Raw genomic sequence first — 23639 nt, forward strand, 5'->3', positions numbered from 1 at the left:
GGCTCCGATGCCGGATGGCTGACCTGCGCGTTCTCTTCGACTCGGGCACCCTGGGCAGATGGGAGTGGCGCAACTCCTGCTGGTCGGACTGGTCATTCTGCTCGGCCTGTGCGGAGTGCTGGTGCCCGGCGTGCCGGGGTCGTGGCTGGTGTGGGCCGCGGTCTCGTGGTGGGCGCTGGAGGATCCGCAGCCGGTCGCCTGGTTCGTCCTGGTCGCCGCCACGGTGACGCTGTTCCTGTCGCAGGTGGTGCGCTGGACGCTGCCGCCCCGACGGCTGCGGGAGAGCGGCGCGACCCCCCGGATGGCGGTGTACGCGGGACTCGGCGCGTTCCTCGGCTTCTTCCTGCTCCCCGTGATCGGCGCGATCCCCGGGTTCATGGGCGGTATCTATCTCTCCGAACGTCTCCGTCTGGGCCGCCACGGCGAGGCCCGGGCCGCCCTGCGCACGGCGATGCGCTCGGGCGGCTCCAGCGTCCTCACGGAGCTGTTCACCTGCCTGTTGATCATGGGGGCGTGGCTGGGGACGGTGCTGTGGGGATGACGTGCCCGGCGGCGGCCCCCGCGATCACGCCGACGACTGCGACGGTTCCCGGAGCGAACCCTCCAGCGTGAGCAGCCGGACCTTGCGCTCCAGCCCGCCCGCGTATCCCGTCAGCGAGCCGTCGGCGCCGATCACCCGGTGGCAGGGCCGCACGATCAGCAGCGGATTGGCCCCGATCGCCCCTCCGACGGCCCGTACGGCCATGCGCGAGGCGCCGACGCGGGCCGCGATCTCGCCGTAGGTCGTGGTCGCTCCGTAGGGCACGGAGTCGAGGGCGGCCCACACGCGTTCGCGGAACTCGGTGCCGTCACCGCGCAGCGGCAGCCGGAACTCCTTCAGCTCGGCGGCGAAGTAGGCGGCGAGCTGCTCGGCGGCGGAGCGGAAGGGGCCGGGGTCGTGCCGCCAGCCGTCCTGGACGGTCCGCCCGCCCTTCTGCCCGGGCACGGAGAGCGAGGTCAGCGTGGAGTCCGCGTCCGCGGTGAGCAGCAGAGGCCCGAGCGGGCTCTCGACGCTGGTCCAGTACGTCAGGTCGGTCATCGTTCCTCCGCGGCGCGCAGGTGGTGCAGGGCGTAGGTGCGCCAGGGGCGCCAGGTGTCGGGGACGTCCATGCCGGCCGGCACGACGTCGGGGTCGCCGAGGGCGCGGGCACGGATCTCCGCGATGGTACGGGCGTCCAGCCCGGGCAGCGCCAGCAGCGCCTCCTGGGCGTCGTCCCGGTCGACCCCCGGATCCAGCCGTACGGTGCCGTCGGCGAGGGCGGTGGTGAGAGCGCCCAGCGGCTCCTGGGCCGGGGACCCGGACGCCGACCCGGACGGGGACCCGGACGCCGACCCGGACGGGGACCCGGACGCGGCCTGCGCCAGGACGGCAGGCTCGGGGAAGAGATGCGTGAGCGTCCCGCAGGGCGCGTCGAGGGCCTTGCCATGGGCGCGAACGAGCCGTTCGGCCGCCGCCCGCCCCACGACCGCGCGCACCGCGTACTCCTCAGGATCGGCGGCCCCCGGCGCCCGCAGGCCGGGCCGGGCGGCGACCAGCGGAGCGAGCTGCGGATCGGCGCCGAGTCGCTCGTCGACGGCGTACGGGTCGGAGTCGAGGTCGAACAGCCGGCGCAGTCGCTGGACGGCGGTGGTGAGGTCGCGGAGGTCGGTGAGATGCAGTCGCGCGTCGAGCCAGCCGCCGGGGTGGACGGCCGAGGCCCGGCCGGCGTCGCCCACCCGCTCGTCCACGGCGCCGATCCCGGTGCCGTACGGCAGTCGCAGCGTACGGCGGTAGGTACGCCCGCCGGGCGGCCCGCACACCTCCTCCACCCCGGCGACGGCCTCCCGTCGCAGCAGGTCGAACACGGCGCCCGCGTGGTAGGGGCCCCGGTGGGCGAGCCGCAGCGGGATCCCCGCGGACGGGGTGGCGCCGCGGCGGGCCGCGCGTACGGCGGCCCGCAGCTCGGTCGGGGTCGACGCGTACACGGTCCGCACGGTGTCGTTGAACTGGCGCACGCTGGCGAACCCGGCCGCGAAGGCGATCTCCGTGACCGGCAGACCCGTCGTCTGGAGCAGCACCCGCGCGGTGTGCGCGCGTTGCGCCCGGGCCAGGGCGACCGGTCCGGCGCCGAGTTCGGCGGTGAGCTGCCGCTGCACCTGGCGGGCGCTGTAGCCGAGCCGTACGGCGAGCCCGGTGACACCCTCACGGTCGACGACGCCGTCGCCGATCAGCCGCACGGCCCGGCCGACGACGTCGGCGCGCGCGTTCCAGTCGGCCGAGCCCGGCACGGCGTCCGGGCGGCACCGCCGGCAGGCCCGGAAACCCGAGCCCTGCGCGGCGGCGGCCGTCGCGAAGAAACGCACGTTGTGGCGTTTCGGCGTCACGGCGGGGCAACTGGGCCGACAGTAGATACCGGTGGTCTCGACGGCGAAGAAGAACTCGCCGTCGAACCGGGCGTCCCTGCTGCGGACCGCCTCGTAACGCGTGTCCTGGTCCGTCATGGACTCCAGTCTTCGCGCCCGGGACAAACGGTGCTAGCGGAAATCGGACGTGACGTTGCCCCGGAAACCGACCGGAAACGGTTCCCGACCGGCAGGCGCTCCCCGTACGGACACGCGTTACCGCGACCGGCAAGCGTTACCCCGCTGGCATGGGTTACTTGGGCCGGCATGGGTTACCGCGACCGGCAAGCGTGACCGACGCCGACACGGGTTACCGGGGCCCGGCAACGGTTACCAGGGCCGGCAAGCGTTGAAGAACGCGGGCAGGTCGCCTCGGTGGTGCGGGCCCGCCTGCGGCGGCTGTGAAAATCGCTGTCCGATTATGGGAAGGCGGTGATAGGGAGTCCGGGTGACAACGACACTCGAGTTCCCCGCTCTGCTGCGCCTGATCGACGACCGGTCGACCGCCTTCCGCGCCGCGGTCGCCTCCGCGCCCAGCCTCGACGTGCAGGTGCCCACCTGCCCCGAGTGGACGCTGTTCGATCTGGCACAGCACATCGGCGAGGGGCGCCGGGACTGGGCCGCCACCGTCGCCGCCGGGCCTGCTCCGGCCAAGTCGGCGGCGGAGGGCGCTCCCGCCGCGCCTCGGAACCGCGAGGCGCTGCCGGCCTGGTTGGCGGAGTCCACGGAGCAACTGCTGGACGCACTGCGGAAGGCCGGCCCGGATCGCGGTTGCTGGGCATGGTGGGAGACGTTGCAGTCACCGCACACCTCCGGTGCCGTGGCTCGGCATCAGCTCCAGCAGATGGCGGTGCACACCTACGACGCCCAGATCACCGTGGGTGCCCCGCAGCCGCTGCCGGTCGAGGTGGCCCTCGACGGTGTCGACGAGTTCCTGTCCACCTGCGTCGCGACGACGAGTGCCTGGCCGCACGAGCCCGCTGTCATCGACTTCCGTGCCTCCGAGGGCCGCTCCTGGCGCCTCTCGCTCTCCGCCGAGGGCGCACGGACCGCCCGTCTCCCCGGACCCGGCGGCATATCGGACACCGCTGCCGACCGGGACCCGGACGCGGCCAACCTTTCCGCTTGGGGTACGGCCAACGAGCTGGTGCTCATCCTGCACGACCGTATCCCGATCGACTCCCTGAAGCTCGAAGGCGACCGACGTCTCTTCGACCGGCTCAGCGCCTGGGACCCGGACGAGTAGGACGTGACGACGCGTCCCCTCGTATGCCCCGCTGCATGCCTCCCGTCGACGGCTGCAGCCACGCCGCGATGGCCTCGGGGCCACTGAGGTGGCAGACGGCCACGGCTGCGACGCGGCTGCCCAAGGGCGGCGGCCCACGAGCTGACCGGCGCGCCTGTCTGGTCGGCACCTGACGCCGTCAGTACTCCGTGCCGCGGCGCACGGTAACGCTTGCCGGCACCGGCACCGGCACCGGCACCGGCACCGACGCTGGCACCGGCAAGCGCTACCGAAACAGGCACACGGTCCAGGCCCGGCAAGCGCTACCGAAACAGACGATCGTCACCGCGGCGGAGCGGGTCGCCACGGTCCACGCCCGCGCTTCGCCTCCCCCGCGGCCCGGCCGGCGGCCTGCTTGCGCTTCCAGTCCTGGCGGACGTTCGCGCGCATGCGGGCGTCGGACTTGGCGACGATCCACTGGTTCTCCCGGACGAGCTTGTGATAGCTCTCCAGCCGTCGTTGGGGCAGGGCCCCGTCCTCGACGGCCGCCCGCACCGCGCAGCCCGGCTCGGACTCGTGCGCGCAGTCGTGGAACCGGCAGCCCCGGGCGAACTCCTCGATCTCCGAGAAGACCTGTCCGACCCCGGCGCCGGCGTCCCAGAGGCCCACGCCGCGCAGCCCCGGCGTGTCGATGAGGACGCCCCCGGCGGGCAGCGGCAGCAGGTTGCGGGTGGTGGTGGTGTGCCGTCCCTTGCCGTCCATGTCGCGGGTGGCCTGGACGCCCATCACGTCCTCGCCGACGAGCGCGTTCGCGAGCGTCGACTTGCCCGCGCCGGACGCCCCGAGCAGCACGGATGTGCCCCGCCCGAGCAGTTCGGCGAGCTCCTCGACGCCGTCGCCGTCGCGCGCGCAGACGGTGAGGACGGGCACGCCGGGCGCGCTCGCGCCGACGTCCTCGACGAGGTACGACAGCGCGACCGGGTCGGGCACCAGGTCGGCCTTGGTGAGCACGACGACGGGCTGGGCGCCCGACTCCCAGGCCAGCGCCAGGAACCGTTCGACGCGACCGAGGTCGAGTTCGACGGCCAGGGACATCGCGACGACGGCGTGGTCGACGTTGGCGGCGAGGATCTGACCCTCGGACCGCTTGGAGGAGGTGGAACGTACGAAGGCCGTACGGCGCGTCAGAAGTGTCTGGACGTACCGCGGATCGGCGTCCTCGGGGTCGACGGCGACCCAGTCGCCCGTGCACACGACCTTCAGCGGGTCACGGGGGACGACGAACTCGGTGTCGGCGCGCACGATGCCCGCCGTGGTGACGACATCGCACAGGCCACGGTCGACCCGCACGACACGGCCGGGCAGGAGACCCTGCGCGGCATAGGGGGCGAATTCGGCGTCCCGGTCGGTGTCCCAGCCGTACGCGGCGAGAGACAGCGGCACAGCCGAAGGAGAGGCGGCGGAGGGGAAATGCAAGGGAAACCCTTCACAGGGGCGGCCCCGGCAGCGCTCGCGTCGGCGAAGCGGAAGAAGTGGTCAGCCGGAGACCGCGGAGGTGGAGTGGACGGACGTCTGGTCGCTGCGAACAGCACCCTTCTCGGCGACAGTCATCGGTCACACCTCCCGTTCCTCGAGTTCCTCATACGACGGACAGCACGGCCGTCGGCCCCGCTCGAAGCTCACTCAGGATAGGGGCGTGGGAAACCGGTTGCCACCCAATTTCGGCCCCTCGCCGATGGTCCCGGCTCGCGGCCCGGCACCCGGCTGTCGCCCCCGCGCCGACGGAACCTCGGATCGTTCGCCACGCTCGCCACCTTCGCCGTGTGCGCCGCGCCACGTGCGCCACGACGAGAGGGGGGCGGAAACAGATCCGCCCCCCTCTTTCCGTCCCGCGCTCCGTTTCCGCCGGCGGCCGGTTCAGCCGCCGTGCGTCAGGAGTTCGTGCACGTCTGCCCGTTGAGGGTGAACGCGTACGGCGCGCTGTTCTTGCCCTGCCAGGAAGCGAGGAAGCCGAAGGTGAGCGTGCCGTTCGCCGAGACGGACCTGTTGTAGTCGGCGGCGGTGGCGCTTACGCGCGAGCCGTTCTGGGCGACGCTCGCGTCCCACATCTGGTCGACCTTCTGGCCGTCGCGGAAGGACCAGGCCACCCGCCAGCCGTCGAGCGTCACGGCGGTGGTGACGGTGACGGTGGCCTGGAAGCCGTCGGGCCACTGGTTGACGAGGTCGTACGTGACCTCGCAGGCCGCCGTGTCCTCGCTTCCCCCGGCACCGGCGGTGGCCGAGGATGTGCCCTGGGGCTCGGGGTCGGGCTTCCCGGCGTCGTCGTCCGGTGCCGAGGGCGTACCGCTCGCGGACGCCGCCGGGCCGGACGAGGACGGCGCGGCGGAGGTGGCGGGATCCGCGGACGGCAGGACGGAGCCGGGTCCGGCGACCGGGGTGCTGTCCGCGGGGTTGCCCTGGGCGACGTTCTCGCCGCCGCTGCCGGCACCGGTGTCGCCGGGCATCATCGACACGGCGAGTGCCACGACGGAGACCAGCACGGCGGCGGCGAGCATCCCGCCCCGCAGCATGCGCGCCCGGCTCGCGGCGAGGTGCGTCGCCGTGCCCTCGGCGTCCGGCGCGTCGGGGCGTCCGGCGCCGAGGCGCACCTCGGCGGCCCGGCGGCGGCGCTCCAGGTAGGCGAGGCCGCCCCAGCCGATGACGCCTTGGGCGAGGGCGGCGGGCAGCCCTCCCCCGTGCAGCCGCAGACAGGCGGCGGCCTCCGCGCACTCCACGCAGGTGGCGAGATGGCGGGAGAGGTCGGGGGGCGTGTCGGCGCCGGGCGAGCGGGTGACGGCGTCCAGGAGCCGGACGTAGCTGCGGCACTCCGCGTCCATCGGCGTGTCGAGATGGTTGCGGTGGCAGCGGTCCCGGAACAGTCCGCGGACCTGGTTCAGCTCCTCCACGGCGGCGGTCGGGTCGAGGCCCTGCCTGCGGACCACGGCGTGCAGCGGCAGTGCCTCCACCTCCGCCAGCCACAGCAGGGCGGCGTCCGGTTCCTGCATGTCGCGCAGTCCGCGCAGGGCGATGGGGCGGCTCAGGGGCGGTCCGACGTACCGTGCGGCCTTGTCGGAGTTCAGCCACAGGCGCAGGTCGGGGTCGAGTTTGTGGCCCTGTCCCCGGGCCTCCCAGGTGGCGGCCGTGGTGCGTACGGCGGTCAGCAGCAACGGGATCCGGGGCAGCCGGGAGGAGCGGCGGCCGGAACCTCGTGCGGTCCCGTCCTCGGCGGCGCGGGCCTCGCGTATGCCGAGCGCGAACGCCTCACGGGCCAGCTGGTTCGCCGCGGTCGAGCCGGACGTACACAGGTCGGCATACGACAGGACCGCGTCCCAGCACTCGGAGAACAGTGCGGCCTCGGCGGCGTCCTTCGGGGTCGGCAGGTCGGGCATGAGTCTCCTGCATCCACAAGCAAGGTCAACTCACCATGACGGCAATGGAGTTGGGGGGAACCTCGCGGCAGGGGCAGAGCTTTTCACGTTTCCAACACAACTGACAAGCGCCCTGTTCAGATGTCATGTCAGGACAGCAGGGACGACAGCGGAACGGGAGACGAGAAGGCGGCCGCGCCCGGTACTCCGGTCTCTATTACGGACGCGGACCGCCCTGTGCTCAACACCGGCGCAGAGTTTCGACACCGGTTTCCGAGACGTTCGGAACTGCTCGACCCCACGGGCCCTGGAACCTCAGGGCCCCGGAATACTCAGACCCCGGGAACCCTCCGTACCCTAGAAACGATTGCCCGGCCGCGTGGATCGTTGCGCGGACTATACGGTCGCCGAGTCCTCGGCCGGAAGACTGTCCATGAAGGAGCTCACGGAGAACACCGCACGGCCGGGTCCGGGCTGGCCGTACCCGGGCGGCGAGGCGAGACCGAACTCGTCCATGGTGGCGCGGTATGCCTCCAGCAGCCGGATGTGGTACTCCAGCGGCGCACCCTGCGGGTTGGCCTTGCCCAGCGGGGTGGTGGGCTCCGGGCACCAGGTGGTGAAACGGGGCGTGATGCCCTGCGACATGAAGAAACGCAGGCCCTCCGTGGTGGAGGCGATGGCCTCGTCGACGGTGGTGAAGCCGAACGGCTCGGCCATCTCCACCCCCGCGACGAAGTTGGGGATCACGTTGCGCGCGCCGAAGATCTCCGCCGAGTCGAGGATCCGCTTGTGCCACTCGTCACGGCCGACGTAACGCTCCTTGCCCGGGCAGTACAGCTCGAACAGACGGCGGTCCCACACCTCGTAGTTGGGGTGGTAGATCTGCACTCCGTAGTCCTTGAAGCGCTGCACGTCGTCGCGGGGCAGCGCCTGGGCGACGACCTTGCCGATCCAGCGGCCCGGGAAACGCTCCTCGATGGCCTTGGCGTAGTGGCCGTAGAAGTCGGCCTCGTCCCGCCCGGCGACGGTCTTGGTGATCGCGCCGCCGGTGAGGGTGTAGGCGGTGGACGCCTTCTGGGTGTCGTACCGGTCGATGATCTCCAGGGCCTCGAGGACCTCCTCGACGTCCTTCACGCCCGTGTACGGCCGGCCCGCCGCCTTGTGCTGGCGCCAGTTGTGGTTGATGTCGCAGTACTGGCACTCCTCCTTGGCGCCGAAGTACTGACACACCCGGAAAACGGTCAGATAGATCAGGTAACCCCACTGGATGGTGGGGGCGACCTCCATGACGGACTTCCCGTTGGAGAGCTTGTGCCGGTAGTACTCCGGCATCGGCGGCACACCGACGTCGGCGATGCGCTTTCCGTCGAGGTAGAGCCCGAGCAGACCTTCGTCGTCCGCCGCGACACGGTACGGGGAGGACGGATTCACCCGGACCGAGACGACCGTCCGCCGCAGGTCGTACGGGCCTCCCGTGAGGATGATCTCCTCCGGCGGGCGACGCAGCGCGGCCTCGCCCAGCTCGGGCAGGGTGCCGTGGTCGAAGGAGAAGATGAAGTAGGACTTCGGTTTGACCTCGCCCGACTCGTTGTCGCTCAGCGCGGAGGGATCGAAGGCCACACCTCCACGCAGCAGGTCCTCCTTGAAGACGGCTTCCCGCGGAACATGCGGAAACCGCTCCATCAGATCCTCGACCAGCGCGGTACGGCTGTCCATCCCTGTCCTCCCGGCTCGGACGTACGACTCCTCACGGTATGCCCCCGGCGGCGCGGAGGTGGGGGCGGGGGCCCTGTGTTGCGGGCAGGGTAGGTTCCACCTGGGAATTCCGGGTTCTCGATCTCCTCGGGAGGGGCGAGCAGTCGCATGACCGAAACCGTTACCAACTGGGCCGGCAACATCACCTTCGCCGCCGCTGAGCTGCACCGTCCGCGTTCTCTCGACGCGCTCCGCTCGCTCGTGGCGGGGAGCGGCCGGGTGCGGGTGCTGGGCAGCGGGCATTCGTTCAACGCGATCGCCGAGCCCGGTGGCGACGGGGTGCTGCTGTCGCTGGGCGCGCTCGCCGGGGAGGTCGACGTCGACACGTCGGCCCGGACCGTGCGGGTGGCGGGCGGGGTCCGGTACGCCGAGCTGGCGCGCCGCGTGCACGAGCGCGGGCTGGCGCTGCCGAACATGGCCTCCTTGCCGCACATCTCGGTCGCCGGGTCGGTGGCGACCGGTACGCACGGGTCGGGGGTCGGCAACGGCTCGCTCGCGTCGGCCGTACGGGAGGTGGAGATCGTCACCGCCGACGGTTCGACCGTCGTCATCGGGCGCGGCGACCGGCGTTTCGACGGTGCCGTCACCTCGCTGGGCGCTCTCGGGGTGGTCACCGCGCTCGTCCTCGATCTCGAGCCCGGTTACGAGGTCGAGCAGCATCTGTTCACCGAACTTCCCCTGGAGGGGCTGGACTTCGAGACCGTCGCGGGGTCCGCGTACAGCGTCAGTCTGTTCACCGACTGGGGCGCGCCCGGCTTCCGGCAGGTGTGGCTGAAGCGGCGCACGGACGAGCCCCTCGCCGACTTCCCGTGGGCCACTCCGGCCATGGAGGCGCTGCATCCGGTACCGGGGATGCCGGCCGTCAACTGCACCGAGCAGTTCGGGGTGCCGGGGCCGTGGCACGAGCGGCTGCCGCATTTCAGGGCGGAGTTCACCCCGAGCAGCGGGAACGAGCTGCAGAGCGAGTATCTGCTGGCGCGCCGGGATGCCACCGAGGCTTTGTATGCGATCGACGGTATCCGGCATACGGTCGCCCCCGTACTCCAGATCTGCGAGGTGCGTACGGTGGCCGCCGACGAGCAGTGGCTGAGCCCCTCGTACGGGCGGGACACGGTGGCGCTGCACTTCACCTGGGTCGAGGACACGGCGGCCGTGCTCCCGGTGGTGCGGGCGGTGGAAGCCGCGCTGCAGCCCTTCGAACCGCGGCCGCACTGGGGCAAGGTGTTCGAGGTGCCGGCCGACGTGGTGCGGGGGCGCTACCCCCGGATCGACGACTTCACGGCCCTGGCCCGGGTGCTGGATCCGGCCGGGAAGTTCACCAACGCCTTCGTGCGGGACGTCCTGGCAGGCTAGGTGCGCGGGTGCCCGTGACTTTATAAAGCCCCTTTCCTAACCCCTTGTCGAACGGTTCGGCAGCCCATAACCTGGCGCGGCACCGGTGCCGTCGCAGTGCGGGCCCGCCCGGCACCGAGAGGCACGGAAGGGACGAGGGGGCACGCTGCATGAAGCGCGGCACATCACGTGACATCCGCACCGCGAACCGCTACGAGGTGCTGCGTCAGATCATCGCCGCCTCGCCCACCTCCCGGCAGGAACTCGCGGCCGCGACCGGTCTCTCGCTCGCGACCGTCGCCACCCTCGTCGGAGAGCTGCTCGATCTCCGCATGATCACCGAGGTCGGGTTCGAGGACTCGGCGGGGGGCCGCCCCCGGGGTCTCGTGGCCGTCAACGCGTCGGGGGGCGCGTTGATCGGCGTGGACATCGCGGAGACGTACGTCCATGTCGAGCTCTTCGACCTCGCGCTGAACGTGCTGGCCCGCGCCGAGGAGAACATGCGGCCCGGCGAGAGCCGCCCCGAGCAGGTGGTCGGCCATGTCGCCGCGGCCGCCGGTTCCGTGGTCGCACAGGCCGGGGTCGAGGCGGCCCGGGTGCTAGGCGTCGGGGTGAGCGTGCCGGGCCAGGTGGACCGGGCCACCGGCATCTCCGAGTACGCGCCCAACTGGGACTGGCACGACGTGCCGTTGCTCGACCTGCTCTCCGAACACATCGCGTATCCCCTGTACTTGGACAATCCGCTGCGGGCCGGCGCGGTCGCGGAGCTGTGGTTCGGGGCGGCGCGCGGTCACGGGGACGCCGTGGTGGTCAACCTGGGCACGGGAGTCGGGGCCGGCCTGGTCCTCGGCGGCGCTCTGCACCGGGGCGTCAGCAACAGCGCCGGCGAGTGGGGGCACACCACGCTCGTGCTGGACGGACGGCTCTGCCGCTGCGGCAACCACGGGTGCGTGGAGACGTACGTCGGTGCGCCCGGCATCATGCAGAACCTGCGTGAACTCAGCCCGCGCAGCCCGCTGTTGCACCCCGACGACCAGACGGCCACCATCGACGCCCTGGCCGCCGGGGTCGCCGCGGACGACCCGGTCGCCGTCAAGGTCGTGCGCGACACGGCCCGCTATCTCGGCGCGGGCATCGCCAACCTGGTCAACGTGCTCAACCCCGAGGTGGTCGTGCTGAGCAGCTGGGTCGCCGCCCGGCTCGGCGAACCCCTTCTCGTGGAGGTGCGGGAGGCGGTCGCCCGGCACGCGCTGAAGCGTCCGCTGGCCGCCAACCGGATCGTCCTCTCGACGATCCCCACCGACCCGGCCTGTCTGGGGGCGGCGACGTTCGCGCTCGAAGGGGCGTTGCAGTCGGTAGGGCAGAGAAACGGCAAGCGTGCCGTTTTCGCGGGTGCGAGGGGCCGTACCGCGCCGCCCGCGTGAGCCGTGCGGAACCGCACCACCTTCACGACGACACAACGGATGAGCGGACGAGCGCCGACCGTACGGCGGTGATCCGCCACAGCGGCACCGGCGAGGCCGGCGACGTCCTGGCCAGGCAGTAGCCGTCCGGAAGTTCCCCCTGCTCGACGACCGGCGGCCCTGACCCCGAAGCTCCTCAACCTCCGTGTCACGCGCTCGCGTTACCCCTGCGGCGGCCGCTCCACGCCCTTTGCCGAGGCCTTGCTCGTTCGCCATTCCGAACCGAACACAACGCTTCGAACAGACTTCGTCCAACCCCTTGCCGAAGGCTTAGTCGAAGGTTAACGTCCCGCTCCGCGACAGGAATTGAGCCACCTGCGCCGAGCTACAGCGCCTTAGCCGCACTTCGAGACAAGGACGTCGCCATGTCGGCAATGAGCAACAGCAACTGGTCCCGCAGGTCCCTCTTCCGAGCCGCCGCGGGCATGGCCGCCGCCGGTACGCTCGCCGCCTGTGGCGGCAACAACGGCCGCAGTGGCGGGTCCGGTTCGGGTGTCGGCCTCACGCAGTACTTCCACGCGTACGGCGAGGCGGGCACCGAACAGGCGATCAAGAAGTACGCGAAGGCCTACGACAAGGCCGACGTGACCACGCAGTGGATCACCAGTGCCGACTTCGAGAGCAAGCTCTTCGCGACGCTGCTGACCAAGAACGCGCCCGACCTCTTCGAGTTCCACCCGCAGATCCAGCTCATCAAGAGCGGTCAGGTGGCCGACCTGACCGACATCGTCACGCCGGTCAAGGACGACTTCAACCCCGCCGACATCAAGTCGCACACGGTGGACGGCAAGATCTACGGCGTCCGCATGATCGACGACCCGCAGTTCTTCTTCTACCGCAAGTCAATGCTGGAGAAGGCCAAGGTCGACGTGCCGACCACGCTCGACGAACTGGCCGAGGCCGCCGACAAGCTCACCACCGGCAAGGTCAAGGGCCTGTACATGGGCAACGACCTGCACAACGTCATCGACACGATGATCTGGTCGGCCAACGCCGACCACCTCACCGAGAAGAACGAGATCGCCTACCACACCCCCGGTGTCATCGAGGGCCTGAAGAGGATGCGCAAGCTGTTCACCAGCGGCAATCTTCTGCTCGGTGCTCCGACCGAGTCCTGGGACCCTTCCTCCCTCAACCAGGGCCTGTGCGCGATCCAGTTCTGCGGCATGTGGGCTATGCCGGCGATCCAGGACGCGCTCGGCGACGACTGGGGGGTCTTCCCGTTCCCGAAGACCATCGACTCCGGCAAGCAGTCGGTCTACAACGGTGGTTGGTCGATGTTCGTCAACGCCAAGGGCGAGAACGTCGAGGCGGCCAAGGAATACGTCAAGTGGCTGTGGATCGACCAGAAGAAGTACCAGGAGGACTGGGCCACGTCCTTCGGCTTCCACATTCCGCCGCGCACCTCGCTCGCACAGACCGCCACCAAGCTCAAGTCGGGCAACGCCGCCGAAGGCGTCAGGCTCTTCAACGAGTTCGGGCACTTCGACAATATCGGCTGGACCCAAGCCATGCGCACCTCGCTCGAGGACGTCTTCGCCAACTGCGTCCGCAAGGACATGGACCCGGAAGCGGCCCTCGACAAGGCGGACACGGCCGTCGACCGCGAACTCAAGAAGCTGTTCGGATAGGCCGCGGGACGGACCACGACATGTCGACGACCACTTCGCGCGACGTCGCGCGCCCCGCCCCGGTGAAGGCCTCCTCGGCCAAGCCGCGGCGGGGTCTGCGGGGCAGCCCCACCTTCAACTTCTGGCTCTTCACCGGGCCGTTCCTCATCGGCCTGGCGATCTTCGTCTACGCGCCGATCCTCTGGAGTCTGTGGCTCAGCTTCTTCGAGGCCCGCTTCACCGTCACGCCCGACAAGTTCGTCGGCTTCGAGAACTACACGTACATGCTGACGAACGACGACTTCGTCGGTTCGCTCGGCACCTTCACCCTCTTCGCCGCGTTCATCGTGCCCACCACCTGGGCGCTCTCCCTGGGCCTGGCCCTGCTGGTGAACCGGCTGCGCTTCATGCGGGCGTTCTTCCGTTCCGTCTTCTTCCTGCCGACCGCGTGCAGTTACGTCGCCGCCTCGCTGATCTGGAAGATGTCCATCTTCAGCGGCGTCCGCTTCGGCATGATGAACACCGTCCTCGGCTGGTTCGGGATCGAGAACATCGCCTGGCTGGCCGACCCCAACCCGCCCTGGTACTGGCTCGTCATCGTCAGCGCGCGGCTGTGGCTCCAGGCCGGCTTCTACATGATCCTTTTCCTCGCCGCGCTCCAGAACATCCCGGGCGAGCTGTACGAGGCCGCCGCCATCGACGGCGCCAAGCCGGGCTGGCAGACCTTCCGTTACATCACCCTGCCCCAGCTGCGCGCCACGTCCACCGCGGTGATCCTGTTGCTGCTCATCGCCGCCTACCAGGCCTTCGACGAGTTCTACAACCTCCTGTCGAAGACCACGTGGGGCCGTCCGCCCCTCGTCGAGCTGTACTACAAGGCCCTGGGCGAGAGCCAGGACTACGGTTCCGGCAGCGCGGGCGCGGTCATCCTGACCGTGCTGATCTGCGCCGTGACCCTGCTCCAGGGCAAGTTCCTGGGCTTCGGAAGGGGGGACGAGTCCAAGTGACCACCACGATGCCCGAGGTACGCGAACCCGCGCCCTCTCCGGACAAGCCCCGCCGCGGCGGTCGCGGCGGCGGTGTGATGAGCTCCACCGGCCTCTACATCGCCACCGGTGTGGCCTGCTTCCTCTTCCTGATCCCGTTCTACCTGCTGATCCGCAACGCCCTGTCCACCGATGCCGAGATCACCGGTGAGAACTGGAAGTTCTTCCCCACGGACATCCAGTGGGGCAACATCAGCGAACTGTTCACCGACGAGACGGTGCCGTTCGGCCAGTCCCTGTGGAACTCCGCGGTCGTGGCCACCCTGCACACCGTCGGAGTCCTGCTGGTGTGCTCCCTCGCGGGCTACGGTCTCGCCCGCATCCCGTACCGGCACGCCAACAAGGTCTTCTACGCGGTCCTGGGCACCCTGATGGTCCCGACGGCGGTCACCTTCGTCCCGAGCTTCGTGCTGGTGTCGTCGCTCGGCTGGGTGGACACCTACCGGGGTCTGATCATTCCGGGCCTGTTCAGCGGTTTCACCTGTTTCCTGTTCCGCCAGTACTTCCTGGGGTTCCCCAAGGAGCTGGAGGAGGCGGCGCGGGTGGACGGACTGGGCTACTGGGGTGCGTACTGGCGCATCGTGGTGCCCAACTCGCTGAACTTCTTCGCGGCGATGGCGACCATCACCTTCATCAACGGCTGGAACTCCTTCCTGTGGCCGCTGGTCATCGGCCAGGACCCGGGATCGTGGACCGTCCAGGTCGCGCTCTCCAACTACATGACCAATCAGACCGTCGTCTTCCACCTGATCTTCATGGCCACCGCGTTCTCCATCCTGCCCCTGGTGTTCGTGTTCCTCTTCCTTCAACGCTGGCTGGTCCAGGGCATCGCGCAGACCGGCATCAAGGGCTGAGCCGGCCCAGGAGACCGATGTCCTTCCGCGCCTCCCCCGCTCTCGGCCCCACTCGGGCGGGGGACCCCATCCGTCGACCGCGCCGGGAGCGTCTCGCCGGGAAGCGGGGGCGGGAGCCAGGTTTCCGAAGGCGGTTTCTTGCTCCGTTGCGACGCGCGGAGCCCCGCGCCCACGGCCGGCCGCACGGCGGGGAGATCGGCAAGTGCGAGACGACGGCCGGCACGGCATCGGCGTCCGGTCATGTGACCCCGGCCCGCTTCCATGGCCTTACTGAACGCCGAACCCGTCGGCCTGCCGAGCGTGTTCAGGACGGTCGATTAATCGATTGACCATCTGATCGACATTCCGACACGGTGATGACGTCTCCCGCGGCCGGCCGGCTCCCCCAGCCGGCCGGCCGCGCTTCACCGGAGGTTCGACAAGTGATCGGCAGCATCGAGGTGCGCGACCTCTCCCGTACCTTCCACACCACCGTCCGCCGACCCGGCCTGGTCGGCGGCCTGCGCTCCCTGGTCAACCCCGAGCGGGTCGCCAAGCAGGCCGTCTGCGGCATCAGCTTCGACGTGGCCGCGGGCGAGCTCCTCGCCCTGCTGGGCCCGAACGGCGCCGGAAAGTCCACCACCATCAAGATGCTCACCGGCATCCTCACCCCCACCTCCGGCGAGGCACGCGTCGCCGGCGTGGTGCCGTACCGGGAACGGGAACGCAACGCCCGCAACATCGGTGCCGTGTTCGGGCAGCGCACCCAGCTGTGGTGGGATCTGCCGGTGCGCGAGTCGTTCGCCATCCTGCGGGACATCTACGAGGTTCCGAAGGCCGAACACACCGTGCGTCTGCGAGAGTTCGACAAACTGCTCGACCTCTCCTCCTTCTGGGACACCCGCGTCCGCCACCTCTCCCTCGGTCAGCGCGTGCGCTGCGACCTCGCGGCGGCCCTGCTGCACGACCCGCCCGTCGTCTTCCTCGACGAGCCGACCATCGGAATGGACGTGGTGGTGAAGGAACAGGTCCGCGAGTTCCTGCGCCACCAGGTCGAACAACGGGGCAAGACCGTCCTGTTGACCACGCACGACATGACGGAGGTCGAGCGGCTCGCCGAGCGCGTGGTGCTGATCAACCACGGACGCCTGGTCCTGGACGGCACCCTCGACGAGATCCGCCGCGCGTTCGGCTCGACCTGGCAGGTGCGGGCCACCCTCACCGACCCGCACGCCGAGGTCGCGGCGCTGCCGGGGATCGCGGTGCTGCGACACGACGGATCCCGGGTCGTGTTCGGACCGGACGGCCCCGGCGCCCCGACGGTCCACCAGGCGCTGAAGTCGGTCATCGAAAGGTACGAGGTCAGCGACATCGCCCTCGACGAGGCCGAGTTGGAGGACGTGATGCGAGCCGCGTACGTCCAGGCCGGGGATGCTTGATGGCGGTCCTGCACGCCTGGCGCACGGCCCGGGTCACCCCGCTCGGCGAGTTGCACACCCCACCCCGGATGACCGCCGCGCTGCTGCGACTGACCGTCCAGGTGCTTCTGGTGGCGTCCCTCTGGCACGGCCTGTACGCCCACACGGGAACCACCGCGGGAATGACCCGCGACCAGGCGGTCACCTACGCCGTGCTGGCCGTACTGGCCTCGCGGCTGCGGGAGTTGGACCAGTACACGGCCCGCGACACCGTGATCCAGCACATGCACTTCGGCACGATCGTCTACTGGTACCTGCGCCCGCTGTCGCCTCAGCGCTACTACGCCCTGCGTGCGCTGGGCGAGCAACTGTACGGGCTGGCCTGGGCGTTGACCGGCTACGCCGTCTGCCTCGCCGCCGACGTGGTGGATCCGCCCCGGTCGGCCGCCGTGGCCGCGGTGTTCGCGCTGAGCCTCCTGCTCGGCCAGTGGATCCTGTACTACGTGATGCTGGCCATCGACCAGCTGTGTTTCTTCACCCTGCGCAACAACGCCGCGATGCTCATCCTGATCTTCGCGCAGAACCTCATGTCCGGGGTGTACGCACCGCTGTGGTTCTTCCCCGACTGGTTCGTCACCCTGAGCGGTTTCCTGCCGTTCCAGGCCACGCTGAGCGTTCCGCTGTCGCTCTACGTCGGCCGCATCCCGCTGGCGGACGCCGTGCCCGCCCTGCTGGCGCAGGCCGCCTGGGTGGCGGTGCTGGCCCTGTTCACCCGGCTGGTGTGGCGCCTCGCCGCCCGGCGGGTCATCTCCCAGGGAGGCTGACGCTCTTGAAAGCCGTACGCCTCGCATGGCGCATCACACGTCTGAACTTCCGCGCCCAGCTGGAATACCGTTCCGAGTTCCTGATGATGGTCGCGATCGGCGCCGTCTGGCAGGTCTCGGTGATCGTGTTCGCCACCGTGCTGCTGACCCGCTTCAGCGGGATGGGCGGCTGGGACAGCACGGACGTGCTGCTCATCCCGGCGACCCGGATGCTCGCCCACGGCCTGTTCGTCCTCTTCCTGGGTCGCATGCACGGAATCGGTTACTTCATCCAGGAAGGCCAGATCGACGTCTGCCTGGTGCGGCCCATGCCGGTCCATCTCCAGGTCCAGTTGCGGTCGTTTCCCACCAACGCCATCGGTGATCTGACCGTCGCGGTGGGTCTGATGGTGGCGGCGCTCGGCCGCAGTCGGCTCGACTGGACGGCCGGCCGGATCTCGTACCTGGTCGCGGCCGTGCTCGGGGGCATGCTGCTGGAGGCCGCCCTCTTCACGGCGGTCGCCTCCGCCGCTCTGCGCTTCCCGACCGCCGACTACTGGGGCCGCTGGCTGGAGGAACTCCTCGGCACGTTCGGCAGCTACCCGCTCAACGTGCTGCCCAAGGCGGTGGGCGGCCTCCTGACGTACGGCCTTCCCCTCGCGTTCGTCGCCTACTTCCCGGCCGCCGTCCTGACCGGCCACGGTCACGGCACCGGTGTCCCCTATTGGCTGGCGGCGGCCTCCCCGCTGCTGGGCCTGCTGGCCTACCTCGGCTCGCGGCTGCTGTGGCGGTGGAGTCTGCGGCACTACACGGGCGTGAACGGATGAGACGTCCGGCGACGGGACACCACCGCATGGGGCTGGGCCGGACAGCGCCCGGATGATCGAGGTTCCGGCGAGGCGGTGTCTGATACATGATGGCCCTCATGTACGACTCCTTCGAGACACCCGGCGTCCGTATGGTCGAGCCCGGCGAGTACCCGGTCTGGGACGAGGCGCTGATCCTCGTCAACCACGACCTGAGCGCTCTCCTGCCCGACCCGGGCCCGCTGCGCCTGATGGCGCAGCCCGTCTGGCCGGAGGAGTCGGACGACGACGAACAGGCGACCGAGCACGTGTACGTCGCCCTGCCCGACGGCCGCTGGCACGGCAACGACCTCCCCTCGACCGCGGCCGTCGGACCCGCCGGCACCACCCTCGCCGATGTCGCCGAGGCCGCGCAGGAAACGGTGCTGGGGTGCCTGTGGCAGGTGTGGCCCGTCTGCACCGAGCACCGGTTGGGGATGCACGCGGCTCTCGAGGACGGGCAGGCCGTGTGGCGGTGCGCGGGCGGCGACGGCGAGCCGGAGCCGGGACACGTACGGGCCCGGGTCGGGCATCTCAAGGAGTCGTAGGCCAGGCACCGACCCCCTCTGAAGGGTCGAACCGGTCGCGGAGGAGGCGCCGCAAGCAACGCGAACAGGACAAGCGGCGCACACGGCCGTAGGCGACCGCAAGCGTTTTCTCCTCCGTATCCACTGTTTCCTCAAGTGCCCTTGTGTGTCGCTCCGGACGGCCCCAATCTGAGCTTTGTTCAGCTCCTTCGCCGCTCTTCCCCCCCACCGGAGACACCCCCACATGAGACGACTCATCGGCACTCTCGCAGCCGGCGTCCTGGCCCTGACCGGTCTCACCGCGACCGCCGCGGCCCCTGCCCATGCGGCCACCGTCGCCGCGTCCGGCACCTTCAACGTCCTGACGTACAACGTCGCGGGCCTGCCCGACGGCCTCAGCTCCGGCAACCCGTCGACCAACACCCCGCTGCTCTCACCACGGTTGGCGGCGTACGACATCGTCGACGTCCAAGAGGACTTCAACTACCACGCGGCGCTCTACGCGGGCGACAACCACCCGTACCGCACCCCGACCAGCGGCGGCGCGGGCATAGGCGACGGCCTCAACACCCTCTCGGACTACGCCTTCGACGACTTCGAGCGGGTGCGGTGGAACGACTGCACCGGGACCAACTGCCTGACGCCCAAGGGCTTCACGCTGTCCCGGGTCCGGTTGGCCGAAGGCGTCTTCGTGGACCTCTACAACGTGCACACCAACGCGGACGACACGGACGACGCGCTGGCCGCCCGCCGCGCCAACATCGAGCAGCTGTCGGACTTCATCCAGGCGAACTCGTCCGGCAACGCGGTGCTCGTGATGGGGGACACCAACACGCGCTACACCCGCGCCGGAGACAACATCCGCACCCTCGCCGACGAGAACGGTCTCACGGACGCGTGGGTCCAGCGGGTGAAGGGCGGCATCCGCCCGACCCAGGGCACGGACGCGCTGCTGTGCCCGACGACCGCGCCGACCAACGACTGCGAGGTCGTGGACAAGGTCTTCTACCGGGGCAGCAGGCTCCTGACCCTCAACGCGACCCGCTACAACAACGAGTGGGCGTCCTTCCTGGACTCCGCCGGCGGCAACCTGTCGGACCACTTCCCGCACACGGTCGACTTCTCCTACACACTCAACTCCACTTTGCGGGCCAGTGACTTCTTCGGCGGCCCGCACAGCACCGCGTTCAACGACGCCGACGACCTGCCGGCCACCCCGGCTCCGCGCACGCTGACCCTGCGCGGCGGCGCCCGCCTCGACGCGGTGGCACTGACCCACGACGGCGGTACGACGCTCACCCACGGAGGCACGGGCGGCACGGCGACCTCCCTGACGCTGGCGACGGGCGAGCACCTGACCTCGGTGAAGCTGACACAGGGCCAGAAGGACGGCCGCACCAGGATCTTCTCGGCGGCGTTCACGACCGACAAGGGCCGCGCCCTGTCCTCCGGCACGGCGACGACCGACGCCACCACCTTCACGGCCCCGTCCGGCTGGCAGATCGTCGGATTCACGGGCCGCGCGGGCGACGAGGTGGACAAGCTGGGCATGCTGTACGCGCCGATCGGCTGATCCGCGTCCGCGGGGACGGCGGGCTAGGCAGGTCCGCGCGTAGATGTGTCCGGGGAAACGGTTTCCCGGGCAGCGACCTGCGGGGGCGCCGAGCTCGGCGCGGCGGCCTCGAGGGCGTCGACGCTGCCGGACATGATCGTGCGCACCTGCTCGGTGATGTGCTCGGCGGGCCAGTCCCACCAGGCGATCGCCAGCAGCCGGGCGACGTCGGTCTCGCTGAAGCGGGTGCGGAGAAGACGGGCCGGGTTGCCGCCGACGATCCCGTAGTCGGGCACGTCGGCGGTGACCACGGAACCCGCGCCGATGATCGCGCCGTGCCCGATCCGGACACCGGGCATCACCATCGCGCCGTAACCGAACCACACGTCGTTACCGACCACGGTGTCCCCGCGGTTCGGCAGGCCGGTGAGCAGGTCGAAGTGTGCGGACCAGGAACCGCCCATGGTGGGGAAGGGGAAGGTGGAGGGGCCGTCCATGCGGTGGTTGGCGCCGTTCATGAGGAACCGCACTCCGGTCCCCAACGCGCAGAACCTGCCGATGACCAGCTTCTCCGGACCGTAGTGGTAGAGCACGTTGCGCGTCTCGAACGCGGTGGCGTCGTCAGGATCGTCGTAGTACGTGTACTCCCCGACTTCGATCAGCGGGGACTTCACCAGCGCCTTGAGCAGCACGACCCGCGGCTGCTCGGGCATGGGGTGCAGGACGGTGGGGTCGGCGGGCACGGGCATGCGATGCCTCCTTGTGGGGGTTCGGGGGCCGGCGATCGCGCTTCGGCGACCGGGTGGGCGCCCGGTCTCGGCACCGGATCCGGACACCGCGGTCCGTGTGCCGCTCATGCTCGCAGCCCGTACGGTCCGATGCTCGTCATTTCCTGGCCCGGCTGAGCAGGAAAGCCGTTACAGAGCGATTCTGCGGCCCCGGGATCAGGGCTGGGCTCAGGGCTGAGCTGTCCGAGCTCTTGGGGCTCGGGGCTTTGGCCTCGGGTTGGGCGTTGGGCTCGGGTTCGGGCCCGGGGTGGACTCTCCACACACCCGTCCCCCTGTCTCACCTGCGCAACCCTTAGGATCCTGCCTGATACCTCCAGGTCCGAGCGCACACAAGGCGGTCCCCATGCCACGAGTCGGCCTCACCACCGACCGCCTGGTCGAAGCCGCCGCGGAGCTTGCCGACGAAGTCGGTTTCGACAACGTCAGCATTTCGGCGCTGGCCCGCCGGTTCGGGGTCAAGGACGCGAGCTTGTACTCGCACGTCAGAAACCTCCGGGAACTACGGACAAGGCTCGCGCTGCTGGTCGGCGGTGAGATGATCGACCGAATTGCCGTGGCCGTCGTGGGACTCGCAGGCAAGGAGGCGCTGGTCGCTTTCGCCGGCGCGTATCGGGAGTACGCCCTCGGGCATCCGGGCCGGTACGCCGCCACCCAGATCCAGCTCGATCAGGAGGTCGACCGGGAGCTGGCCGCCGAATCCACCGCTCCACGGCGGACCGCCGAGATCACCTACGGGATGCTCCGCGCCTACGGGCTCACCGAACCCGACCTCACCGACGCCGTCCGCCTGCTGCGCAGCACCTTTCACGGGTACTGCGCGCTGGAGGCCGGCGGCGGCTTCGGCGCGCCCCGGGACGTGCAGCGGTCGTGGGACAAGGCGATCGAGGCCCTCCACATGGCTCTGACCCACTGGCCCCGGGAGACGGGCGTCGGCGACGCCGTCAACTGACGCCGTCAGGCATGGCGTTTCACGTCAGCGCCCATCTTCTGGATGTCCTCGTACGTCGGCGTACAGCCGCCCGGCCTACGTCCGCCACGGATCTCGTCCAGCGTTTCGAGCGCCGCCCCCATGGCTCGCCGGTACAGAAGCGAACCGAGGCTGACGCGGCTCACCCCCAGGTCGCCGAGTTGGGTGACCGTGGGCCCGGTCGGCGAATAGAGGATGTTGAGGGGGACGTCCAGTCGTGCGACGAGGGCGGCGATCTCGCGCACATCGGTCAGGCCCGGGACGAAGACCCCGTCCGCGCCCGCCTGTTGATAGGCGTCGAGGCGGGACAGCGTTTCTGCTCCGTTGCGTACACCGCTTTCGACGTGTTCGCCGTGGCGCCCGTGTCCGTCGAGCCAGTACGTGTCCGTGCGGGCGTTGACGAAGAGGCTCGGCGCGGCAGTCTTGACTGCGGCGATCTTCGCGGCGTGCCGGTCGACCGGCCCCAGAGCATCCTCCAGGTTGATACCGACCGCGCCCACCGCCGCAAGCTGACGGGCGAACTCGCCCACGTCGTCGGGATCGTCGCTGAAACCGCTTTCCGCGTCGACCGAGAGAAGGAACGGTTGCGAGCCCAGAATCATCGCGAGCCCCAGCGTTTCGTCGCGAGTCGCCGCTGCGCCGTCCGGTAGTCCCACCGCAGCCGCCACCGCGAGACTCGTCGTGCCGATCGCCCGGAAACCCTTTCCCGTCATGGCCATCGCGCTGGCATGGTCCCAGGCGTTGGGCAGGAGGAGCGGGCTGTCGAGGTGGTGGAGGTCGGCGAAAGGGTTCGAGGTCGACCCGGGTGCACGCATGCAGTCCACGCTAGGGGCAGGTCCTTTAGGCCCCCGCCGAACCGTCCCCGCCGAACCCTCCCGGCTGATCAGTTTCCAGGAGCCGTTTCCGCAGGCCCATTACCGCGAGATTGCTTCAGCGGGACTGTTTCCGCGGTTCCGCGAGACTGCTTCCGGCGAACGCTGCCGATGAACCGTGCCCCGCACGCTTCCCTTCACCGGCTCGCTCCTGCCCTGCCGGCCAGATCGTTGCCCACCAGGTGGTTGTCGGCAGGTCGTTGCCGGCCTGTCCGTTTCCTGCCCTGCTGTTTCGTCCTCAGCCCGCGGCCCGCTCGCCGGCGCTGCGCTCCACGCAGAACTCGTTGCCCTCCGGGTCCGCCAGGACCACCCAGCCCGTGCCGTCGGGCCTACGGCGGTCGTCGACCAAGGTGGCGCCGAGGATGAGGAGACGCTCGACCTCCTCCTCGCGGGTACGGTCCTGCGGCTGGAGATCGAAATGAATACGGTTCTTCTGGCTCTTGGCCTCCGGGACGGTGACGAAGAGCATGCCCGCTGCCTCGATCAACGCCTCCTCGTCGCCCGGCTTGTCCTCCTCGTGGAGCGGTTGGCCGAGCGCCTGGGACCAGAAGGTGCCGAGGGCGTAGGCATCGGAGCTGTCGATCGTGACGTGACGGAGTACAGAAGTCATACGCGGATTCTTCTGCACTCCGGTCACACGGGGCAACGGAGAATTCCCTGTCCCCAGCACGTGCGCAGGGAGGGGCGCCGCCAGCGCCACGTCCTCCGTGTCGGCTCGGTGGCGGGCCGCCGTGACCACATCCGCACCCCATCCGCCACGACGGCACCTTCCGCG

At 70.1% G+C, this 23639-nt stretch carries 22 protein-coding genes; 14 read left to right on the forward strand and 8 right to left on the reverse strand.

Annotated elements, in window-relative coordinates; translation table 11 throughout:
• Nucleotides 1–58: 58 nt before the first annotated feature.
• Entirely contained in the window at nucleotides 59–541 is a 483-nt protein-coding gene (locus OG440_RS07635) for a DUF456 domain-containing protein (protein WP_406006068.1), read from the forward strand.
• Nucleotides 542–565: 24 nt separating this feature from the next.
• Here OG440_RS07635 and OG440_RS07640 read toward each other — a convergent pair whose 3' ends face one another.
• Nucleotides 566–1078 (reverse strand): methylated-DNA--[protein]-cysteine S-methyltransferase, encoded by a 513-nt coding sequence (locus tag OG440_RS07640; protein ID WP_406006069.1) that lies wholly within the window; start codon nucleotides 1076–1078, stop codon nucleotides 566–568.
• Nucleotides 1075–2520, reverse strand: coding sequence for a DNA-3-methyladenine glycosylase 2 family protein (locus tag OG440_RS07645; protein ID WP_406006070.1), 1446 nt, complete (start codon nucleotides 2518–2520; stop codon nucleotides 1075–1077). Before OG440_RS07645 ends, OG440_RS07640 begins: the two co-directional genes overlap by 4 nt.
• A 349-nt stretch (nucleotides 2521–2869) precedes the next feature.
• On the opposite strand from OG440_RS07645, the gene OG440_RS07650 reads away from it, so the two are divergent.
• A complete protein-coding gene (locus tag OG440_RS07650) occupies nucleotides 2870–3667 on the forward strand; it encodes a maleylpyruvate isomerase family mycothiol-dependent enzyme (protein WP_406006071.1) in 798 nt (265 codons plus the stop codon).
• Nucleotides 3668–3988: 321 nt separating this feature from the next.
• On the opposite strand, the gene rsgA is transcribed toward OG440_RS07650, so the two are convergent.
• From rsgA to OG440_RS07665, 3 genes are all read right to left on the reverse strand, one after another.
• A complete protein-coding gene (gene rsgA / locus OG440_RS07655; protein WP_406006072.1) occupies nucleotides 3989–5089 on the reverse strand; it encodes a ribosome small subunit-dependent GTPase A in 1101 nt (366 codons plus the stop codon).
• Nucleotides 5090–5577: 488 nt separating this feature from the next.
• Nucleotides 5578–7074, reverse strand: a complete 1497-nt coding sequence (locus OG440_RS07660) for a cellulose binding domain-containing protein (protein WP_406006073.1) — start codon at nucleotides 7072–7074, stop codon at nucleotides 5578–5580.
• A gap of 375 nt (nucleotides 7075–7449) precedes the next feature.
• Entirely contained in the window at nucleotides 7450–8769 is a 1320-nt protein-coding gene (locus OG440_RS07665; RefSeq protein WP_403864696.1) for a radical SAM protein, read from the reverse strand.
• 147 nt (nucleotides 8770–8916) lie between these two features.
• Here OG440_RS07665 and OG440_RS07670 point away from each other — a divergent pair, with 147 nt between their 5' ends.
• From OG440_RS07670 to OG440_RS07720, 11 genes are all read left to right on the forward strand, one after another.
• The gene (locus tag OG440_RS07670) at nucleotides 8917–10161 is read left to right on the forward strand and encodes an FAD-binding protein (protein ID WP_406006074.1); all 1245 of its coding nucleotides are present in this window, start codon (nucleotides 8917–8919) and stop codon (nucleotides 10159–10161) included.
• Between the two features lie 149 nt (nucleotides 10162–10310).
• A complete protein-coding gene (locus tag OG440_RS07675) occupies nucleotides 10311–11564 on the forward strand; it encodes an ROK family transcriptional regulator (RefSeq protein WP_406006075.1) in 1254 nt (417 codons plus the stop codon).
• Nucleotides 11561–11686: a hypothetical protein gene (locus OG440_RS07680; RefSeq protein ID WP_406006076.1), complete on the forward strand. Its 126-nt coding sequence runs from the start codon at nucleotides 11561–11563 to the stop codon at nucleotides 11684–11686. The genes OG440_RS07675 and OG440_RS07680 overlap by 4 nt, the downstream gene beginning before the upstream one ends.
• Before the next feature lie 282 nt (nucleotides 11687–11968).
• Nucleotides 11969–13234 (forward strand): ABC transporter substrate-binding protein, encoded by a 1266-nt coding sequence (locus OG440_RS07685; protein ID WP_406006077.1) that lies wholly within the window; start codon nucleotides 11969–11971, stop codon nucleotides 13232–13234.
• Between the two features lie 20 nt (nucleotides 13235–13254).
• On the forward strand, nucleotides 13255–14220 hold the full coding sequence (locus tag OG440_RS07690) for a carbohydrate ABC transporter permease (RefSeq protein WP_406006078.1): 966 nt from the start codon (nucleotides 13255–13257) through the stop codon (nucleotides 14218–14220).
• Nucleotides 14217–15113 carry a carbohydrate ABC transporter permease gene (locus OG440_RS07695; protein WP_406006079.1) on the forward strand — a complete coding sequence of 299 codons (897 nt, stop codon included), beginning with the start codon at nucleotides 14217–14219 and terminating at the stop codon, nucleotides 15111–15113. Before OG440_RS07690 ends, OG440_RS07695 begins: the two co-directional genes overlap by 4 nt.
• Before the next feature lie 422 nt (nucleotides 15114–15535).
• The gene (locus tag OG440_RS07700; protein WP_406006080.1) at nucleotides 15536–16531 is read left to right on the forward strand and encodes an ATP-binding cassette domain-containing protein; all 996 of its coding nucleotides are present in this window, start codon (nucleotides 15536–15538) and stop codon (nucleotides 16529–16531) included.
• Entirely contained in the window at nucleotides 16531–17334 is an 804-nt protein-coding gene (locus tag OG440_RS07705) for an ABC transporter permease (RefSeq protein ID WP_406006081.1), read from the forward strand. The genes OG440_RS07700 and OG440_RS07705 overlap by 1 nt, the downstream gene beginning before the upstream one ends.
• A 5-nt stretch (nucleotides 17335–17339) precedes the next feature.
• Nucleotides 17340–18140, forward strand: coding sequence for an ABC transporter permease (locus tag OG440_RS07710; protein WP_406006082.1), 801 nt, complete (start codon nucleotides 17340–17342; stop codon nucleotides 18138–18140).
• A 98-nt stretch (nucleotides 18141–18238) separates the two neighbouring features.
• A complete protein-coding gene (locus tag OG440_RS07715; protein ID WP_406006083.1) occupies nucleotides 18239–18706 on the forward strand; it encodes a hypothetical protein in 468 nt (155 codons plus the stop codon).
• A gap of 223 nt (nucleotides 18707–18929) precedes the next feature.
• The gene (locus tag OG440_RS07720) at nucleotides 18930–20258 is read left to right on the forward strand and encodes a jacalin-like lectin (protein WP_406006084.1); all 1329 of its coding nucleotides are present in this window, start codon (nucleotides 18930–18932) and stop codon (nucleotides 20256–20258) included.
• Nucleotides 20259–20281: 23 nt separating this feature from the next.
• Here OG440_RS07720 and OG440_RS07725 read toward each other — a convergent pair whose 3' ends face one another.
• The gene (locus tag OG440_RS07725) at nucleotides 20282–20986 is read right to left on the reverse strand and encodes a CatB-related O-acetyltransferase (RefSeq protein ID WP_406006085.1); all 705 of its coding nucleotides are present in this window, start codon (nucleotides 20984–20986) and stop codon (nucleotides 20282–20284) included.
• Between the two features lie 382 nt (nucleotides 20987–21368).
• Between OG440_RS07725 and OG440_RS07730 the strand changes: the two genes are divergently transcribed.
• On the forward strand, nucleotides 21369–21974 hold the full coding sequence (locus OG440_RS07730) for a TetR/AcrR family transcriptional regulator (protein ID WP_406006086.1): 606 nt from the start codon (nucleotides 21369–21371) through the stop codon (nucleotides 21972–21974).
• A 5-nt stretch (nucleotides 21975–21979) separates the two neighbouring features.
• Here OG440_RS07730 and OG440_RS07735 read toward each other — a convergent pair whose 3' ends face one another.
• Nucleotides 21980–22807: an isocitrate lyase/phosphoenolpyruvate mutase family protein gene (locus tag OG440_RS07735; RefSeq protein WP_406006087.1), complete on the reverse strand. Its 828-nt coding sequence runs from the start codon at nucleotides 22805–22807 to the stop codon at nucleotides 21980–21982.
• Nucleotides 22808–23102: 295 nt separating this feature from the next.
• Nucleotides 23103–23474: a VOC family protein gene (locus OG440_RS07740; RefSeq protein WP_406006088.1), complete on the reverse strand. Its 372-nt coding sequence runs from the start codon at nucleotides 23472–23474 to the stop codon at nucleotides 23103–23105.
• Nucleotides 23475–23639 lie beyond the last annotated feature (165 nt).

The sequence above is a fragment of the Streptomyces sp. NBC_00637 genome, from assembly GCF_045161545.1.
GTDB lineage: Bacteria > Actinomycetota > Actinomycetes > Streptomycetales > Streptomycetaceae > Streptomyces.

What these genes read in the sequence shown, in the direction of transcription:
- OG440_RS07635 (WP_406006068.1), top strand. Translation starts at nt 59, where the DNA reads ATGGGAGTGGCGCAACTCCTGCTGGTCGGACTGGTCATTCTGCTCGGC.
- OG440_RS07640 (WP_406006069.1), bottom strand. Translation starts at nt 1,078, where the DNA reads ATGACCGACCTGACGTACTGGACCAGCGTCGAGAGCCCGCTCGGGCCT.
- OG440_RS07645 (WP_406006070.1), bottom strand. Translation starts at nt 2,520, where the DNA reads ATGACGGACCAGGACACGCGTTACGAGGCGGTCCGCAGCAGGGACGCC.
- OG440_RS07660 (WP_406006073.1), bottom strand. Translation starts at nt 7,074, where the DNA reads ATGCCCGACCTGCCGACCCCGAAGGACGCCGCCGAGGCCGCACTGTTC.
- OG440_RS07665 (WP_403864696.1), bottom strand. Translation starts at nt 8,769, where the DNA reads ATGGACAGCCGTACCGCGCTGGTCGAGGATCTGATGGAGCGGTTTCCG.
- OG440_RS07670 (WP_406006074.1), top strand. Translation starts at nt 8,917, where the DNA reads ATGACCGAAACCGTTACCAACTGGGCCGGCAACATCACCTTCGCCGCC.
- OG440_RS07675 (WP_406006075.1), top strand. Translation starts at nt 10,311, where the DNA reads ATGAAGCGCGGCACATCACGTGACATCCGCACCGCGAACCGCTACGAG.
- OG440_RS07685 (WP_406006077.1), top strand. Translation starts at nt 11,969, where the DNA reads ATGTCGGCAATGAGCAACAGCAACTGGTCCCGCAGGTCCCTCTTCCGA.
- OG440_RS07690 (WP_406006078.1), top strand. Translation starts at nt 13,255, where the DNA reads ATGTCGACGACCACTTCGCGCGACGTCGCGCGCCCCGCCCCGGTGAAG.
- OG440_RS07705 (WP_406006081.1), top strand. Translation starts at nt 16,531, where the DNA reads ATGGCGGTCCTGCACGCCTGGCGCACGGCCCGGGTCACCCCGCTCGGC.
- OG440_RS07715 (WP_406006083.1), top strand. Translation starts at nt 18,239, where the DNA reads ATGTACGACTCCTTCGAGACACCCGGCGTCCGTATGGTCGAGCCCGGC.
- OG440_RS07720 (WP_406006084.1), top strand. Translation starts at nt 18,930, where the DNA reads ATGAGACGACTCATCGGCACTCTCGCAGCCGGCGTCCTGGCCCTGACC.
- OG440_RS07725 (WP_406006085.1), bottom strand. Translation starts at nt 20,986, where the DNA reads ATGCCCGTGCCCGCCGACCCCACCGTCCTGCACCCCATGCCCGAGCAG.
- OG440_RS07730 (WP_406006086.1), top strand. Translation starts at nt 21,369, where the DNA reads ATGCCACGAGTCGGCCTCACCACCGACCGCCTGGTCGAAGCCGCCGCG.
- OG440_RS07735 (WP_406006087.1), bottom strand. Translation starts at nt 22,807, where the DNA reads ATGCGTGCACCCGGGTCGACCTCGAACCCTTTCGCCGACCTCCACCAC.
- OG440_RS07740 (WP_406006088.1), bottom strand. Translation starts at nt 23,474, where the DNA reads ATGACTTCTGTACTCCGTCACGTCACGATCGACAGCTCCGATGCCTAC.